Source organism: Paraburkholderia caribensis, from assembly GCF_002902945.1.
Lineage (GTDB): Bacteria > Pseudomonadota > Gammaproteobacteria > Burkholderiales > Burkholderiaceae > Paraburkholderia > Paraburkholderia caribensis.
The window spans coordinates 840,593-855,169 of record NZ_CP026102.1; the positions used below are offsets into that span (position 1 = coordinate 840,593).

Annotated in this window: 15 protein-coding genes; 9 read left to right on the forward strand and 6 right to left on the reverse strand. The window is 65.0% G+C overall.

What is annotated here, in order from left to right; genetic code table 11:
* Positions 1 to 41: 41 nt before the first annotated feature.
* Positions 42 to 671, forward strand: coding sequence for a LysE family translocator (locus C2L66_RS20280; protein WP_054932481.1), 630 nt, complete (start codon positions 42 to 44; stop codon positions 669 to 671).
* A 31-nt stretch (positions 672 to 702) separates the two neighbouring features.
* On the opposite strand, the gene C2L66_RS20285 is transcribed toward C2L66_RS20280, so the two are convergent.
* Positions 703 to 876 (reverse strand): DUF1289 domain-containing protein, encoded by a 174-nt coding sequence (locus C2L66_RS20285; protein ID WP_036001247.1) that lies wholly within the window; start codon positions 874 to 876, stop codon positions 703 to 705.
* 160 nt (positions 877 to 1,036) lie between these two features.
* Here C2L66_RS20285 and C2L66_RS20290 point away from each other — a divergent pair, with 160 nt between their 5' ends.
* Positions 1,037 to 1,357 (forward strand): YnfA family protein, encoded by a 321-nt coding sequence (locus C2L66_RS20290; RefSeq protein WP_054932480.1) that lies wholly within the window; start codon positions 1,037 to 1,039, stop codon positions 1,355 to 1,357.
* A 114-nt stretch (positions 1,358 to 1,471) separates the two neighbouring features.
* On the opposite strand, the gene C2L66_RS20295 is transcribed toward C2L66_RS20290, so the two are convergent.
* Entirely contained in the window at positions 1,472 to 1,984 is a 513-nt protein-coding gene (locus tag C2L66_RS20295; protein ID WP_054932479.1) for a DUF1993 domain-containing protein, read from the reverse strand.
* Positions 1,985 to 2,251: 267 nt separating this feature from the next.
* On the opposite strand from C2L66_RS20295, the gene C2L66_RS20300 reads away from it, so the two are divergent.
* From C2L66_RS20300 to C2L66_RS20320, 5 genes are all read left to right on the forward strand, one after another.
* Positions 2,252 to 3,811 carry a S53 family peptidase gene (locus tag C2L66_RS20300; protein ID WP_054932478.1) on the forward strand — a complete coding sequence of 520 codons (1,560 nt, stop codon included), beginning with the start codon at positions 2,252 to 2,254 and terminating at the stop codon, positions 3,809 to 3,811.
* A gap of 123 nt (positions 3,812 to 3,934) precedes the next feature.
* Complete coding sequence (locus C2L66_RS20305; RefSeq protein WP_060603411.1) at positions 3,935 to 5,599, forward strand: S10 family peptidase; 1,665 nt, start codon at positions 3,935 to 3,937, stop codon at positions 5,597 to 5,599.
* A gap of 214 nt (positions 5,600 to 5,813) precedes the next feature.
* A complete protein-coding gene (locus C2L66_RS20310) occupies positions 5,814 to 6,425 on the forward strand; it encodes a hypothetical protein (RefSeq protein WP_060603408.1) in 612 nt (203 codons plus the stop codon).
* Between the two features lie 87 nt (positions 6,426 to 6,512).
* Positions 6,513 to 6,860: a hypothetical protein gene (locus C2L66_RS20315; protein WP_060603405.1), complete on the forward strand. Its 348-nt coding sequence runs from the start codon at positions 6,513 to 6,515 to the stop codon at positions 6,858 to 6,860.
* A 189-nt stretch (positions 6,861 to 7,049) separates the two neighbouring features.
* Positions 7,050 to 7,319 carry an RNA-binding protein gene (locus C2L66_RS20320; RefSeq protein WP_054932474.1) on the forward strand — a complete coding sequence of 90 codons (270 nt, stop codon included), beginning with the start codon at positions 7,050 to 7,052 and terminating at the stop codon, positions 7,317 to 7,319.
* Positions 7,320 to 7,336: 17 nt separating this feature from the next.
* Here C2L66_RS20320 and nadE read toward each other — a convergent pair whose 3' ends face one another.
* Complete coding sequence (gene nadE / locus C2L66_RS20325; RefSeq protein ID WP_054932473.1) at positions 7,337 to 8,173, reverse strand: ammonia-dependent NAD(+) synthetase; 837 nt, start codon at positions 8,171 to 8,173, stop codon at positions 7,337 to 7,339.
* Positions 8,174 to 8,554: 381 nt separating this feature from the next.
* Between nadE and C2L66_RS20330 the strand changes: the two genes are divergently transcribed.
* Complete coding sequence (locus C2L66_RS20330; protein WP_054932491.1) at positions 8,555 to 9,508, forward strand: L,D-transpeptidase; 954 nt, start codon at positions 8,555 to 8,557, stop codon at positions 9,506 to 9,508.
* Between the two features lie 53 nt (positions 9,509 to 9,561).
* Here the strand turns inward: C2L66_RS20330 and C2L66_RS20335 are convergent, their stop codons facing one another.
* A complete protein-coding gene (locus C2L66_RS20335; protein ID WP_060603402.1) occupies positions 9,562 to 10,443 on the reverse strand; it encodes a DMT family transporter in 882 nt (293 codons plus the stop codon).
* Positions 10,444 to 10,561: 118 nt separating this feature from the next.
* On the reverse strand, positions 10,562 to 12,118 hold the full coding sequence (locus C2L66_RS20340) for an ABC1 kinase family protein (RefSeq protein ID WP_176056952.1): 1,557 nt from the start codon (positions 12,116 to 12,118) through the stop codon (positions 10,562 to 10,564).
* 313 nt (positions 12,119 to 12,431) lie between these two features.
* Between C2L66_RS20340 and C2L66_RS20345 the strand changes: the two genes are divergently transcribed.
* The gene (locus C2L66_RS20345; protein ID WP_036001284.1) at positions 12,432 to 13,187 is read left to right on the forward strand and encodes a DeoR/GlpR family DNA-binding transcription regulator; all 756 of its coding nucleotides are present in this window, start codon (positions 12,432 to 12,434) and stop codon (positions 13,185 to 13,187) included.
* A gap of 30 nt (positions 13,188 to 13,217) precedes the next feature.
* Here the strand turns inward: C2L66_RS20345 and C2L66_RS20350 are convergent, their stop codons facing one another.
* Positions 13,218 to 14,327 carry a 2-aminoethylphosphonate--pyruvate transaminase gene (locus C2L66_RS20350; protein WP_098021656.1) on the reverse strand — a complete coding sequence of 370 codons (1,110 nt, stop codon included), beginning with the start codon at positions 14,325 to 14,327 and terminating at the stop codon, positions 13,218 to 13,220.
* Between the last annotated feature and the right edge of the window lie 250 nt (positions 14,328 to 14,577).

Genomic DNA, 14,577 nt, shown 5'->3' on the forward strand with positions numbered 1-14,577 from the left:
CGCTCGAATGCATCATGAATGCCTCGAAACGTGAGGTTCCCATGATTTCCGCTCATCTTCTGATCATGTATGTCACCGCTCTCGTCGTGGTGTTTGCGCTGCCCGGACCGGACATGGCGCTCGTGCTGCAGACGAGCATCGGACGCGGCGCGCGCAATGGTTTCGCCGCCGCCGTCGGCCTAGGCCTGTCGCGCGCGACGCATGTCACGCTGTCCGCGTGCGGCGTCGCCGCGCTGCTGCGCAACGCGCCGTGGCTCTACGAAGTCGTGCGCTACGGCGGCGCGATCTATCTGGCGTGGGTAGCCGTGCAGATTTTCCGCTCGCCCATGTTCGCGCTGCCGTCGAATGGCGCGCAGGCAGGCGACGACGGCGCGTTGCGGACGGCGTTCGTCAAAGGGCTGTTCACGAATCTGCTGAACCCGAAGGCGCTGCTGTTCTGTTCGGTGCTGTTGCCGCAGTTCGTGCGACCGGAAGCGGGGCCCGTCGCATGGCAGATGGTCGAACTGGGTGTCGTGCTGGTTGCGCTGGGCGCGTGCTTCGACGCCGTCTATGCGATCGGCGCCGCGCGGATCGCTGGCTGGGTGCGCGCGCATCCGCTTGCGCAGTCTGTGCAGCGCTGGACGTTCTCCGCCGCGCTGATCGGTTTCGCGCTGCGCCTGTCGCTCGATTGACGGGCCTGTGACGCGCCCGCGTCGAGCGGGCTTATTTGCGGATCATCGCCGCGCGTTCCGGCTTCTGGTCGATGACCTTGCGGCGATGCTTGTCTTTCATCTTCTTCCAGCCTTTGCATTCCTCCTTCGTGCGCAGGCAGCCAATGCAATAACCGGTCTTGCTGTCGAACTTGCAGATGTCGATACAGGGCGATTTGACACTCATGCTGGCGTGCTCGTGATCGTTTGAATGGAGGATGAAAGGTCAATGTCGCATGGCGCGCCGGCGGCAGGCAAAGTGATTGTGTTAATAAAGGCGATAGACTGCACGGCCAAAGCCGTGTCGCCGTATGTCGTCGTATTGACCGATCACCTCAATCCCGCCGATGAAGACCCTGTTGCTCTACGTTATGACCGCGATCGCCGAGATCGTCGGCTGCTATCTGCCCTGGCGCTGGCTCAAGGACGGCGGCCCCGCGTGGCTGCTGTTGCCGGGCGCGTTGAGCCTTGCGCTGTTCGCATGGCTTCTGACCTTTCATGGCGCGGCGGCGGGCCGCGTCTATGCCGCATACGGCGGCGTCTATGTAGCGGTGGCGATCCTCTGGCTATGGTGCGTCGACCACGTGCGTCCGAACGCATGGGATCTTGTGGGCGCCGCGCTGACGCTGGCCGGCATGGGCGTCATAGCGTTCCAGCCGCGCGTCTGACTGGCAGCGGGCCGCGCCTTATCCACGCCGACGCCCACGCCCACGCTCGAGCCGCGATGCGCGAAACCCGGCTGATCCAGTTCGCGCATTACTCGCCAATAGGTCCCTTCAACGTTAGCTGTTGGGCTTGCCGAGGAAATCGAGCTTGCCGAGTTCGACGCCGTTATGACGCAGGATGTCGTACGCCGTCGTGACGTGGAAATAGAAGTTCGGCATCGCGAAGCCGAGCAGATAAGACAGGCCGCTGAACTCGACCGGGCCGGTGCGCATCTTCAGCGTGACGGTGCGCGTCTCCGAGCCGTCGATCTGCGCCGCGTTGAACTCCTTCAGATAATCGATCGTTTTCTGAATGCGCGCGTGCAGCTCGTCGAAGGTGAACTCCACGTCGTCGAACTTCGGCGCTTCGACACCGGCCAGCCGCGCTGCGCAACCCTTCGCGGTATCCGTTGCGATGTGCACCTGACGCGCCAGCGGGTGCATGTCCGGAAAGAGACGGGCGCCCGTGAGCACCGACGGGTCGATCTGTTTTTCTGCCGCGTGCGCCTGTCCCTTACCGAGAATGGCCTGCAGGTTCGTCAGGCCGCGGATCAGCACGGGGATGGATGCCTGAAACATCGAGATGGTCATGGAGGGTCCTCGAATTCTTGGGGTTCCGCGCGCTCTCTGGCACGCGGTCGCATAGCGTAACGCAACGGCGTAAAAGCTGCTGGAGCAGCGTAACCCCGATTGATCCATGCCGGAAGCTAGCCGATCGGCCGGGTGTCGCACGCGCTGGAACTGTGTTCGAATGGATTGGTCGGACGGATGTCGTGGCTTCGCATCAGTCGCCGCAACCATGCTGGATAAGACGGGGCGCGCTAAAGCGCTCACGTCGACACAGGGAGAATCGCAACCATGTCGAAGCATCCATTGCCCGGCAGCGAGCGCAAGCTCGCGCCCGGTTCGAAGGTGATCGCGCAGTGCGATCCGTCGGAAACGATTCAGGTCGTGGTCGTGCTGCGCCGCAAGGACGAGCAGCAGTTCGCCCAGATGATGAAAAAAATCGAAGCGGGCGCGGCGGATGCAAAGCCGCTCACGCGCGAGGAACTCGAACAGCGCTTTGGCGCTTCAGCGGAAGACCTTGCAAAACTGAAGGCATTCGCTGCGCAGCACGGGTTTGCCGTCGTGCGTGAAGACCCGTCGGCGCGCACTGTCGTGCTGAGCGGCAAGATCGATCAGTTCCAGAAAGCGTTCGACGTTCAGCTGCAGCACTACGAGCATCAATCGATGGGCCAGTTTCGCGGCCGCACGGGCGCGATCAGCGTGCCCGACGACCTGCATGGCGTCGTCACGGCCGTGCTCGGTCTCGACGATCGCCCGCAGGCGCGGCCGCATTTCCGCATTCGCCCGCCGTTCCGGCCGGCGCAGGCGCAACAGGCATCGTCGTTCACGCCGTTGCAACTCGCTTCGCTGTACGGGTTTCCGCAGGGCGACGGCAACGGCCAGTGCATCGGCATCATCGAACTGGGCGGCGGCTATCGCACGGCCGACCTCGACAACTATTTTTCGAGCCTCGGTGTGGGCTCGCCGAAAGTCGTCGCCGTCGGCGTCGACCAGGGTGGGAACCATCCTTCTGGCGACCCGAACGGACCGGACGGCGAAGTCACGCTCGACGTCGAGATCGCCGGCGCCATCGCGCCGGGCGCGACGATTGCCGTGTACTTCACGACCAACAGCGACGCGGGCTTTATCGACGCGGTCAGTCGCGCGGTGCATGACAAGACCAACAAGCCGTCGGTGATTTCGATCAGTTGGGGCGCGCCGGAAAGCGTGTGGACGGCGCAGTCAATGAACGCGTTCAACGATGTGCTGCAATCGGCGGCGGCCGTCGGCGTGACGGTCTGCGCGGCATCGGGCGACAGCGGCTCCGGCGACGGCGTGGGCGACGGCGGCGACCATGTCGATTTCCCAGCGTCGAGCCCGTACGTGCTGGCGTGCGGTGGGACCAGCCTGCAGGGCTCGGGGCAAACGGTCTCGCACGAAGTGGTGTGGAACGACGGCGCGAACGGCGGCGCGACGGGCGGCGGCGTGAGCGGCATGTTCCCCGTGCCGGCGTGGCAGGAAGGGCTGTCCGTCGCGGGCGCGCAAGGCAAGCGGGCGCTGACGGGCCGCGGCGTGCCGGACGTGGCGGGCGACGCGTCGCCGCTCACCGGCTACGACGTGATCGTCGACGGCAACAACACGGTGATCGGCGGCACCAGCGCTGTCGCGCCGCTGTGGGCCGCGCTGATCGCGCGCATCAACGGCGCGAAGCGCGTGCCCGTCGGCTTCGTCAATCCGAAGCTGTACAAGGCGGCGGGCGCCTGCAACGACATCACGCAGGGCAACAACGGCAGCTATGCCGCGACGACCGGCTGGGATGCATGCACGGGATTGGGCAGTCCCAATGGTGTGAAGGTGGCAGCGGCCTTATAGTTTGAAGAGAGTTTGAAGAGCGGGTTTGAAGAGCGGGCGCTCGCGGCTCGGGCGCCGTGCTTTTGGCGGCGATCAACGCATCGCAACAGTGGGCAACATATACAGGCATTCGATGGAGCGATCATGACGAATACAGAATCAGCTTCCGGCAGTTTGCAGTCGCCTCACAATTCACACGCCGGGCAGGAAGCCTCTGCTGCGAGCGCGTCCCACAAGCCCGGCGATCACCCGTTCTTCGATCCCGTCGCATACGGCAACGGGCCCGACGACTCGGTCACCGACATCGGCGAAGGCGCCGCGATCACGAAGCATTCCATCACCATCGGCGGCAAGAAGATCAACTACACGGCAACGGCCGGCCATCTGGTGACGGTCGATCCGTCCAGTTCGCTGCCGAGCGCGAAGATGTTCTACGTCGCGTTCACGCAGGACAACCAGAAAGAAGAGAGCCGTCCCCTCACGTTCTTCTATAACGGCGGGCCGGGCTCCTCGTCGGTGTTCGTGCTGCTGGGGTCGTTCGCGCCGCGCCGCATCAAGACGTCGATGCCGAGCTTCACGCCGCCCGCGCCGTATCAGATGGAAGACAACCCGGACAGCCTGCTCGACAAGAGCGACCTGATTTTCATCAACCCGGTCGGTACCGGTTACTCGGCCGCCGTCGCGCCGCGCAAGAACCGCGATTTCTGGGGCGTCGATCAGGACGCAGACTCGATCAAACAGTTCATCAAGCGCTATCTGACGAAGAACAACCGCTGGAATTCGCCGAAGTTTCTGTTCGGCGAATCGTATGGCACGGCGCGCAGTTGCGTGCTCGCCTACAAGTTGCATGAAGACGGCGTCGATCTGAACGGCATCACGCTGCAATCGTCGATCCTCGATTACACGCAGGCGGGCAACCCCGTCGGCGCGCTGCCCACAGCCGCCGCGGACGCGTGGTATCACAAGAAGCTCGGCGTCGCGCCCCGGCCCACGAACCTGGGCCAGTTCGTCGAAGAGGTCGCGCAGTTTGCGCGCACCGACTACCTGAACGCGCTGCGCAAGTTTCCGACCACCGACAGCGCCGTCGTCGAAAAGCTGAGCGAGTACACCGGCATCGACAAGGCCACGCTGCTGGCGTGGAGCCTCGACATAGCCGGGTACGACAGCCGGGGCAATTCGCTGTTCCTGACCACGCTGCTCAAGTCGAAGGGGCTTGCGCTCGGCGCCTACGACGGCCGCGTCACGGCGATCGAAACGGGCATCGCGGGCAAGATCGATCCGAACTCTGGCGGCAACGATCCGACCATGACGGCCGTCACGGGCGTCTACACGACGATGTGGAACGTCTATCTGAACGAACAGTTGAAGTTCACATCGAACTCGGCGTTCACGGATCTGAACGATCAGGCCTTCAAGTTCTGGGACTTCGGCCATATCGATCCGACGGGCGAGCAGAAGGGCCTCGACAGCAAAGGCAACATTATTCTCTACACGGCGGGCGATCTCGCTGCCGTGATGGCCCTCAACGTCGATCTGAAAGTGCTGTCGGCGAACGGGTTCTATGACTTCGTCACGCCGTTCTATCAGACCGTGCTCGATCTGCAGCAGATGCCGCTGCTGAGCCAGCAGGTGCGCGACAACCTGTCCGCGCGCTTCTATCCGTCGGGGCATATGGTGTATCTCGACGGCGGCTCGCGCACCGCATTGAAAGCCGATCTCGCGGCGATGTACGACAAGGCGGTGAGCAATACGGAAGCGCTCGGGCGGGTGCGCGCATTGCAGGCGCTGACGGCCGCCAAGATGCATTGAGCGAGTTTGTTTTGACGCGCGTCATGGCCGCGCTTTCGTGCGTCGGCAAGACGCCGCGGCGAGGGCATCGCAGCGCCATGGCGATGTCCTCGATGCCGCCGGCATCGAAAAAGTGAAGCGATTCAGTCTGGCTGTATTTACGTCATGCGTCCCGGATGTGTTTTAATTGCCCTGCGAATTAACTCTTCCGCGCTACTAAAAGGCGCGCTGATTAATGAACGAAGGGAAGAAGAACGCGCTCGAGCAGGCGCACAGCATCAGTCGGATCGAATCGACCACCGGTGACGCGGGCCGCGTCACGGGGCTCGCGGGAACGATGCGCCTGCGCGCCATGGCGCTCGTTGCCGTGTCGGCGGGCTTGTATCTGCATGCGTCGGCGTCATTCGCACAAGACGCGTCGATGCTCGACGAGCGCGTCTCGCAGCAGAACATCGCCACGACGATATGCCGGCCCGGCTACGCCGACACGGTTTCGCCACCGTTCGACGACATGATGGAACTCAAGGACCGGATGCTCGCCGAACGCGGCATCGATGCCGGGCACGGCGCGCGTTACGCGCTGGACCGGCGCGTGCCGATCTTGCTGGGCGGATCGCCGGATGCGCAGGACAACCTCGATCTGTTGCCTTGGGGCGGACACAAGGGCGAGCGTCGCAAGGCGTTGCTGACGGCGAAGCTCAAGCGTTGCGTGTGCGAAGGGCGCATGTCGCTGGGTGAGGCGCAAGCGGCCATCGCCGGGAACTGGTCCGCACATTATGCGGGCTTCGGCAGCGCGCCGTGCGGCGGCGACAGCGGCGTCGCGTCGATCGGCAGCGATGGCCCCTGAGCCTGGCCGCAAAATTCACCGGCACGTTCAATCCGCTTTCCTCGTGGCCGCGATGCGCGGCCAACCGTCACATTCTGGAGAATCAACATGAAGCAATCATTCATCGCTGCCGTCGTGGCCGCGCTTGGCTGCATCGGGGCGAGTCATGCCGCGTTGGCCGCATCGTCGCCATGTGGCAAGGACGACGCGTTGCAGATTCGCGGCGACACGCCGGGTGCGATCAGCTACGACGTGTACCGTCAGTTGCGCCCGCTCGACGCGCATCGTCTCGCGCTCTTTCAGGACGCCGGCACCGTGAAGCGTTTGGCTGACGGACTCGACGTTTGCGAGATCGCCGATGACGGCGTAGCCGATCCTTCCGCCGTGCTCGTGCATGTGCCGCAAGGCAAGATGGCCTGGTGGGTCAGCTCAGCGAACGTCGAGAACGCAGACTGAGTTCGGACCGGGCTTGCGGACCACGCGCGGGTGCCGTGTGTCGCCTGCGTTGCTGCGGGGCACGTTTCTGGCTACGCTGAAGGTCGAAACAATAACGAAACAGCACAAAAACAGCACGGCTTCGAAGTCCGGCATGCAGCGCCGACCCGGCCAGCGGCATGACCACCATCAACTGAGAGCGTGGCGCGTATGAAGATCATCGTGTGGAATATTCCCGAGACTTGCTCCGAGCAGGAAGTACGTGATTTTCTCGGCCACGAACTCGGTCACTATGCAAAAGACATCGAGGTGTTCGAGCAGGGCACGTCGAACGCGTACGCGAAAGTCGATGTCGAAGCGGACGAAGCCTATGTCGCCGAGGTTATTGCGCAACAGTTCAACGGCAAGCAGCTGGATGGCGTGCCGCTGCAGGTGAGCGCCGTGCCGTTCGGGGGCGACGAAACGCCACCGCGCAAGTAGTCGGCACGGCCGCGCGTTCAATCGAATGGCGTATAAGGCAATGCGCGCTTGTGATGCGTGCTGTCGTAAAAGCGCATGACGGTGTCGAATACCGCGTCGCTCACCGGCATGCCTTCGAGAAAATCGTCGATGTCGTCGTAACGGATTCCGTAGGCGTCCTCGTCCGGACGTTGAGGGCGCAACATTTCGAGGTCGGCGGTCGGCACTTTGTGCGCGAGCGCGTCGCTGGCGCCGAGCGCCCCGGCGAGCGCGCGCACCCGCCGCTTGGTCAGGCCCGCGAGCGGCAGCACGTCGGCGCCGCCGTCGCCGAACTTCGTGAAAAACCCCATCACCGATTCCGCCGCGTGGTCCGTGCCGATCACGATGCCGCGCCGCGCGCTCGCCGCTGCATACTGCGCGATCATCCGCTGGCGCGCCTTGATGTTGCCGTGCACGAAGTCCTGTTGCGACGCGTCGGCAAACGGCAGGCCGCTCGCGCTGAGTGACGCGAGCATCGCGTCGGCGGCGGGGCGGATGTCGACCGTCAAGGTGTCGTCGGGGCGGATGAAGGCGAGCGATTGCTGCGCATCCGCTTCGTCATGCTGGACGCCGTACGGCAGGCGCATCGCAATGAAGCGCGCGTCGTAGTGCGCGTCGCGCAGACGCTCGACGGCGAGTTGCGCGAGCCGCCCCGCCGTCGACGAATCGACGCCGCCGCTGATGCCGAGCACATAGGCCGCGAGTCCGTTCGCACGCAGATAGTCGGCGAGAAAGGCGACTCGCCGCTCGATTTCTCGCGCGGCGTCGAAATCATCCGCGACGTGCAGTTCGGCTGCAATCTGCCGCTGGCGCGCGGTGCGTTGCTGCTGGTCCATCGATGATCTCCTTGCAAATGGCGCAGATATCACGGGCGATGATCGCATGAAGTGCTGAACTCGATGCGCCGTCACACATTGTCTGGTCTAATGTGGCATACCCATAATTAAATCTGAACGATAAGCGCTTTAAATCGACAGATGCAGTAGCCGTCCGAAATCGGACAGCGCGAAAATACGGCACGGGCACGACGTTCCCGCGCCGGAAGACGCCCGGCAGCACGCCACGAGTGGTTGCACGGGTTGGGTGACTGGCAGTGACGTTCGAACAAAATGACCAGCAAAAAACAGAACAGAGTAGTCATTCCGCCTGCACGAGAGAGGGCGGATGCGCAGAGCGGCGCACTGCGCGGTGGTAACGGGGATAGGGCGATCGCTGTGATCGCATCGGTTTCGCGCGTGCCTTCATGCGGGCGACGATCGGCGTTAGCGCTTTCGCTGACTGCGGCGCTTGCCCTTGCCACGCTCGCGCAAAACGCGCATGCCGCCGACGCGCCGCAAGTCGCGTCCAGTGCTGCCGTCGACGCCTCTGCCGTCGCCGCGCACGATGCCGCCGGCCGCGTGGACCCGCGCCGCGCGCTGTTGATGCGCGACGTATTCGCGCGCAGCGTGACACGCCGTCTGAACGTGCCCGCCGTCGAGCAGCGCGCATACGGCGAGCGCCTCCAGCAGGCGCTCGTGCAGAAGGAGTTGGGCAATCTGTCGGGCGAGTATGTGGTGCTCGTCGATCGCAACGAGAACGTGCAGGCGCTCTTCATCTACTTCCGCGCGGCGCCCTCGGACGCGTGGCAGATGATCGGCGCGTCGCCCGTCGCAACGGGAAGGCCGGGGCAATTCGATCACTTCATCACGCCGCTCGGCGTATTCGAGCACACGCCGGGCAATATGGATTTTCGCGCCGAAGGCACGATGAACCAGAACGGCATTCGCGGCTACGGCGGCCACGACATGCGCATCTTCGATCTCGGCTGGGCGCAGGGCGAGCGTGGCTGGGGCAAGGGCGGCATGTCGCAGATGCGCTTCCAGATGCACGCAACCGACCCCGACAAACTCGAGCCGATTCTCGGCATCCGCCATTCGAAGGGCTGCGTGCGGATACCGGCGTCGCTGAACGTGTTCCTCGATCACTACGGCATACTCGACCGCGACTACGAGGCGCTCGTCGCCGACGGCCGCTCGCTGTGGGTGCTGCATTCGGACCGCGTCGCGACGCCGTGGGCCGGACGCTATATCGTGGTCGTCGATTCGCAGCGCAAGGGGCGACCCGCGTGGTCGCCCGCGCCGAGCAGCAAGGTCCGCGCAAAGGTGCCGGCGAACGCCGACACGGCGGATTGATCGAAGCGGCGCGTGGGCCGGCGGCGCGAGAAAACCGCCGCCCGCCGGCGCGATCACGAGCGCGCGAGCAGCACGCCGATCAGCGCGACGACGAAGCCGGCCACCTGCACCGCCGTCAGCGTTTCGCCAAAGCCGACGTAGCCTTCGAGCGCGGCGAGCGGCGGCGCGAGAAACAGCAGCGCCGTCGCGCGCGACGCGTCGCCGCGCCGGACCATCCACACAAGCAACGTGACGCTCACACCCGACAGCATCACGACGCCCCACGCGAGCGACACCCACAGCGCCGGCGACGGAATCCATCTGTGCTCGCCGAGCGCCAGCGCGAACACCAGCACGACGAGTGCCGCGCCGACATTCTGCACGGCGCTCGCGCTGCGTATATCGGCTTTCGACAGCGACGTCTTCTGGATCAGCGTGCCTGCCGTGATGGCACACACGGCGAAAATCGACACCGTCACGACCAGCCATTCCGGTACGTTGCCCGCCTGATCCGGCGCGACGGTCGCAGCCGTGGCGGCGAGCTTCGGCTCCAGTACCAGCACGACGCCCGCGAGACCCAGCAGCATGCCTGTCCAGCCGCGCCCGGACAGGCGTTCGCCGAACAGCGGCGCCGCGACGGCCGCCGTCAGCAGCGGCTGCAACGCGCCGAGCAGCGCCATGATGCCCGCGCTCATCCCTTGCGCGACGGCCCAGTAGCCCGCGCCCAGATACACGCCTTGCAACAGCGCGCCCGCGAGCAGATGCTTGCCGAGCGCGCGGCCCCTCGGCCATTCGACGCGCGCAACGAGCGCAGCCGCCATGAACAGCAGCGCGGTGCCGCCGAAGCGCGCGAGCAGGAAGAGATTTGGATCGGCGTAGGGCTTGATCGCGCGCGCGACCACGAAGCCCGTCGACCACAGGACCACGAACACGACGGCATTGAAAACAACCAGCATCGGATGACTTGAACGGCGGACACGAGGCCCGCAGTATCCGTCAAAGCGCGCGTGGCCGTCTTGTTCGAAGCTGCACTTCGCGCAGCTTGAGCAACGACGCGTTTCGAGACGAAGCCGCTCAGTACGCGAGCAGCACGGCAATCGCGCCGAGCAGTCCGCCGCAAACCGTGCAGGCCCACAACAGCGAACGCGTGCGCCGATATTCGATCAGCACGTCGCTGACCAGCTGGGCCTGTTGCCTGACCGTCGTGACTTCGTGCCGATGCTGCAGATAATGCACCGTAAGCTGCGGAATGCGCGGCACGAGATGCGCGAGATGCGGCAACTCCTGCGCGAGATGCTTGATCCAGCCGCGATGATCGAACTCGCGGCGCGCGAGCGTAGCCAGCACCGAACGCGCGATCTGCCACGAATCGACGCCCGGGTGCAGCGCGTTCGCCAGCATCTCCGCCTGGCCGAACGCGCGCTGCGCGGCGGCGAGCCGTGGCGGCACGTCGCCGCCGAACGGATGGACGGCGAACAGCAGATGATGGAACAGCGCGCCCGCCGAGCGTTCATGCGACTGCGGCGCGAAGTGCGCCTCGGCGCGCGTGCGCAGTTCGGCTTCGAGCTTCTCGGGGCGCGTGTCTTGCGACACATGGCCGGCATCGCGATGCAGGTGCGCGAGCCTTCCGTAGTCCTGGTCGAACAGCGCCGTCGCGCCGTGCACGAAGAACTCGCGCTCCTGCGACGAAAGACTCGACATCACCGCGAAGTCCGCGAGCACGATGCGCCCGAGCGTGTCCTGCTCGATGCTCACACGCACGCGCCGTGCGTCGAGCGTCGCGTGGAAAAAGCCGTGCTCGAAGGCCTGCTCGGTGACGACTTCGATAATGTGTCCGGCGAGCGGCGCGAGCTTCACGCCGCGCGCCGACAGACCGCCGAGATCGAGCGCGGGCAGCGATTCGACATGCTGCATCGCCAGCGTGCTGTCGGTGCAAAGCTCCCAGATCACGGCGGGCACGGCAAGACGCTTGTCGCCGTCGAAATGATGCGCGGTCTGGCTCAGGTTCGCGGCTTCGGCGCGCAGATCGAAGCGGCGCAGGATTTCCTGTGTGAAGGTATTGGCGAGTTCGCGCAGGCGCAGACGGCGCGCGTTCTTCGAGAGCTTTTCCATCCAGCGCGCGACCCAGCGCAGCAGCGCGGCCTCGTCGGCGATTTCCTGGACTTGCGCGACGCGCACGAGCTTGAGCGCAATGTCGCGATGCCCTTCGATCGGCTCGGCCAGCCGCGCGACATGCGTCTGTTCGGCAAAGCCGTTTTTCGCGGGCGTCAGATCGATCGATGCAAAGAGCGTCGGCACCGGGCGTCCGAGCGCCGCTGCTATCGCCTGTTCGACCTGCTCGGGCGGCAAGGGCGTTTCGAGGTGGCTGACGGCATCGATCGCGTCGTGCAGCGTGCCCGTCGCGAGTTCGGGGCGGCGCGCGAGCGCTTCGGCGAATGCGCTCGCTAGCGGGCCGAGATTGGGCAACGCGCGATGCACGCCGGCGCGGCCGCCCGGCGACGCGTGCACGCGCGAAACAAGCGTGACGATCCAGTGCAGCTTGTGATGCTCGGGCGCGGCTAGCCAGATGAGCCGCGCGCCATAGCGCAACGCGTGGAACAGCAGTCGTAGTCGGCGAAACAGAGGAGGCATCGGCGGTTGGTTCGAGCGCATCGGCGATGCGAGAGAAGACCGCTCAGATTAGCAGGGATGCGGCGCGCGGAACATCGGCAGCGTTACGGCGCGGGCTGTTCAGGGCAGATGAGGGGCATAGGAACGGCATACGCCTGCCGTCCGCCAACGGCAAGCCAACGAAGCCCCACGGCCAGCCTACAGCCAGCCCACAGTCAGCCCACAGCCAGCACACGTTCCCTCCGCGCCGTGCCGCCATGCGTAATACAATACGGCGCGGGCTTGCCCGATCCTTGAATACACGCTCGCCGCCTTGCAGCGGCCAACACAACCGATGCTGGCAGAACAACGTCATCAATATATTCTGGCGCAGGTCACGAAGACGGGCGCACTATCGGTCGCCGAGCTGGTTCGCGAGCTCAACGTATCGCGCGAGACCATCCGCCGCGATCTGAACGCGCTCGCCGAGCGCGGTCTGATCGTGACCACCCACGGCGGCGCACTGTCGAGCGACCGGCGCGAGCCGGACCTCGATACGCGCGACGCCGCCAACGCCAGCGCGAAGCGCGCAATCGGCGAGCGCGCGGCGCAACTGGTGCCGGACGGCGCGTCGGTCATCATTGATTCGGGCAGCACGACGCACGCGGCCGCACGCGCGTTGACCGACCGCCACCGGCTCACCGTCTACACGAACGACTGGCGCATCGCGCTGCTGCTCGGCCGGCGCAACGACAACCGCGTGACGCTGCTCGGCGGCGAACTGTCGGACAACGAAGACGCCGCCTTCGGCCTCGATACGATCACCCAGCTGTCGCACTATCACGCGGACTTCGCGCTGATCGGCGCGGGCGGCATCACGCCCGACGCACAACTCTCCGATTACTCGCGCATGGCGGCAGAAGTGCGCAGCCGGATGATCGGCGCGGGCAATACAGTCATCGTCGTCGCCGACAATTCCAAGTTCGGCCGCGTGACACCCGTACGCATCGAAGGGATGGAGAAGGCGCGTTACGTCGTCACGGAACTTGCGCCCGACCGCGCGCTCGCGAAGGCGATCACCGCGCGCGGCCCCGAAATCCTGATCGCGTGAGTGTCGCGCTTCGCATTGCTACCGCCTCGTTTACTTCACGCTGATGCCGAGGCTCGCCAGCGTCCGGCCGATCGCGGCAACGGCGTTGTGCATCTCGTTCGTGTCGATCGCGCCGATGCAGCCGACGCGGAACGTCTCCACTTGCGTCAGCTTGCCCGGATAGAGGATGTACCCGGCCTCGCGCACAGCTGCATAAAACTGCACAAATTGCCACTTCGGATCGCGCGGCGCGTGGAACGTGACGATCACGGGCGCCTGCGCGTCCGCCGGCAGAAACGTCTCGAAGCCGAGCGCCTTCATGCCGTCGACCAGCGCCGCGCAGTTGCTCGCATAGCGCGCGCCGCGCGCGGGCTGACCGCCTTGCGCGATGAACTGGTCCAGCGCCGTGCGCAGCGCGGCAACCACATGCGTCGGTGGCGTAAAGCGCCATTGTGTGGTCTTTTGCATGTATGCGAACTGGTCGTACAGGTCCAGCGCGAGCGACGGCGAACGGCCTTCGCACCCTTCGAGCACGCTGCGCCGCACGATCACGAAGCCCATGCCGGGCACGCCTTCCAGACACTTGCCGCTGGCCGACACCAGCGCGTCGATGCCGCTGCCGCGCAAGTCGATGGGCAGCGCGCCGAACGAACTCATCGCGTCGACGATCAGGCACTTGCCGTGGTGCTTGCAGACGGCGGCGATCGCGTCGAGCGGATTGAGCAGGCCCGCGCTCGTCTCCAGATGCACCTGGGCGACGTGCGTGATACGCGGGTCGCCGTCGAACGCGTCTTCGATCGCGGCGGCGCTCACGGGTTCGTCTTCGCGCAGCGGCAGTTCCACATACGCGATGCCCATGCGCTGCAGCACCTTGATGATGCGCGCGCAATAAGCGCCGTTGTTCGGCACCAGCACGCGGCCGTCGCGCGGCACCAGCGTGCCGAGCGCCGCTTCGACGGCGAACGTGCCGCTGCCCTGGAGCGGCACGCACACGTAGTCATTTTCGCCATGTACGATCTCGACGAGATCGGCGCAGACGCTGTGCGTCATGCGGTTGAATGCGGTGTCCCACGATCCCCAGTCGCGCAGCATCGACTGACGCGTGACGGGCGAGGTCGTCAGCGGTCCCGGCGTGAGCAGGATCGGGTCGTTTCCAGAAATCACAGAGCCTCCTTCGAATGGATCGGTTGCGCCGTTGCGGGCGCACATTGCATCGGCAGTTGTATTGACGGCTGCTTTGCATATTATTGGCTATTTGTGTCATTTTGTGGAAATCGGCAGAATCTTCACGTCCGTGTCACAAAAAAAGACGATCCTTGCCGGGCCCATTCAGGCAAGGCAGCCAGCAACGCGTAATCGTCGGAGGGATGCCTTGGCGCAAACGCCGCAAAAAAAGTTGTCAGCAATCTGC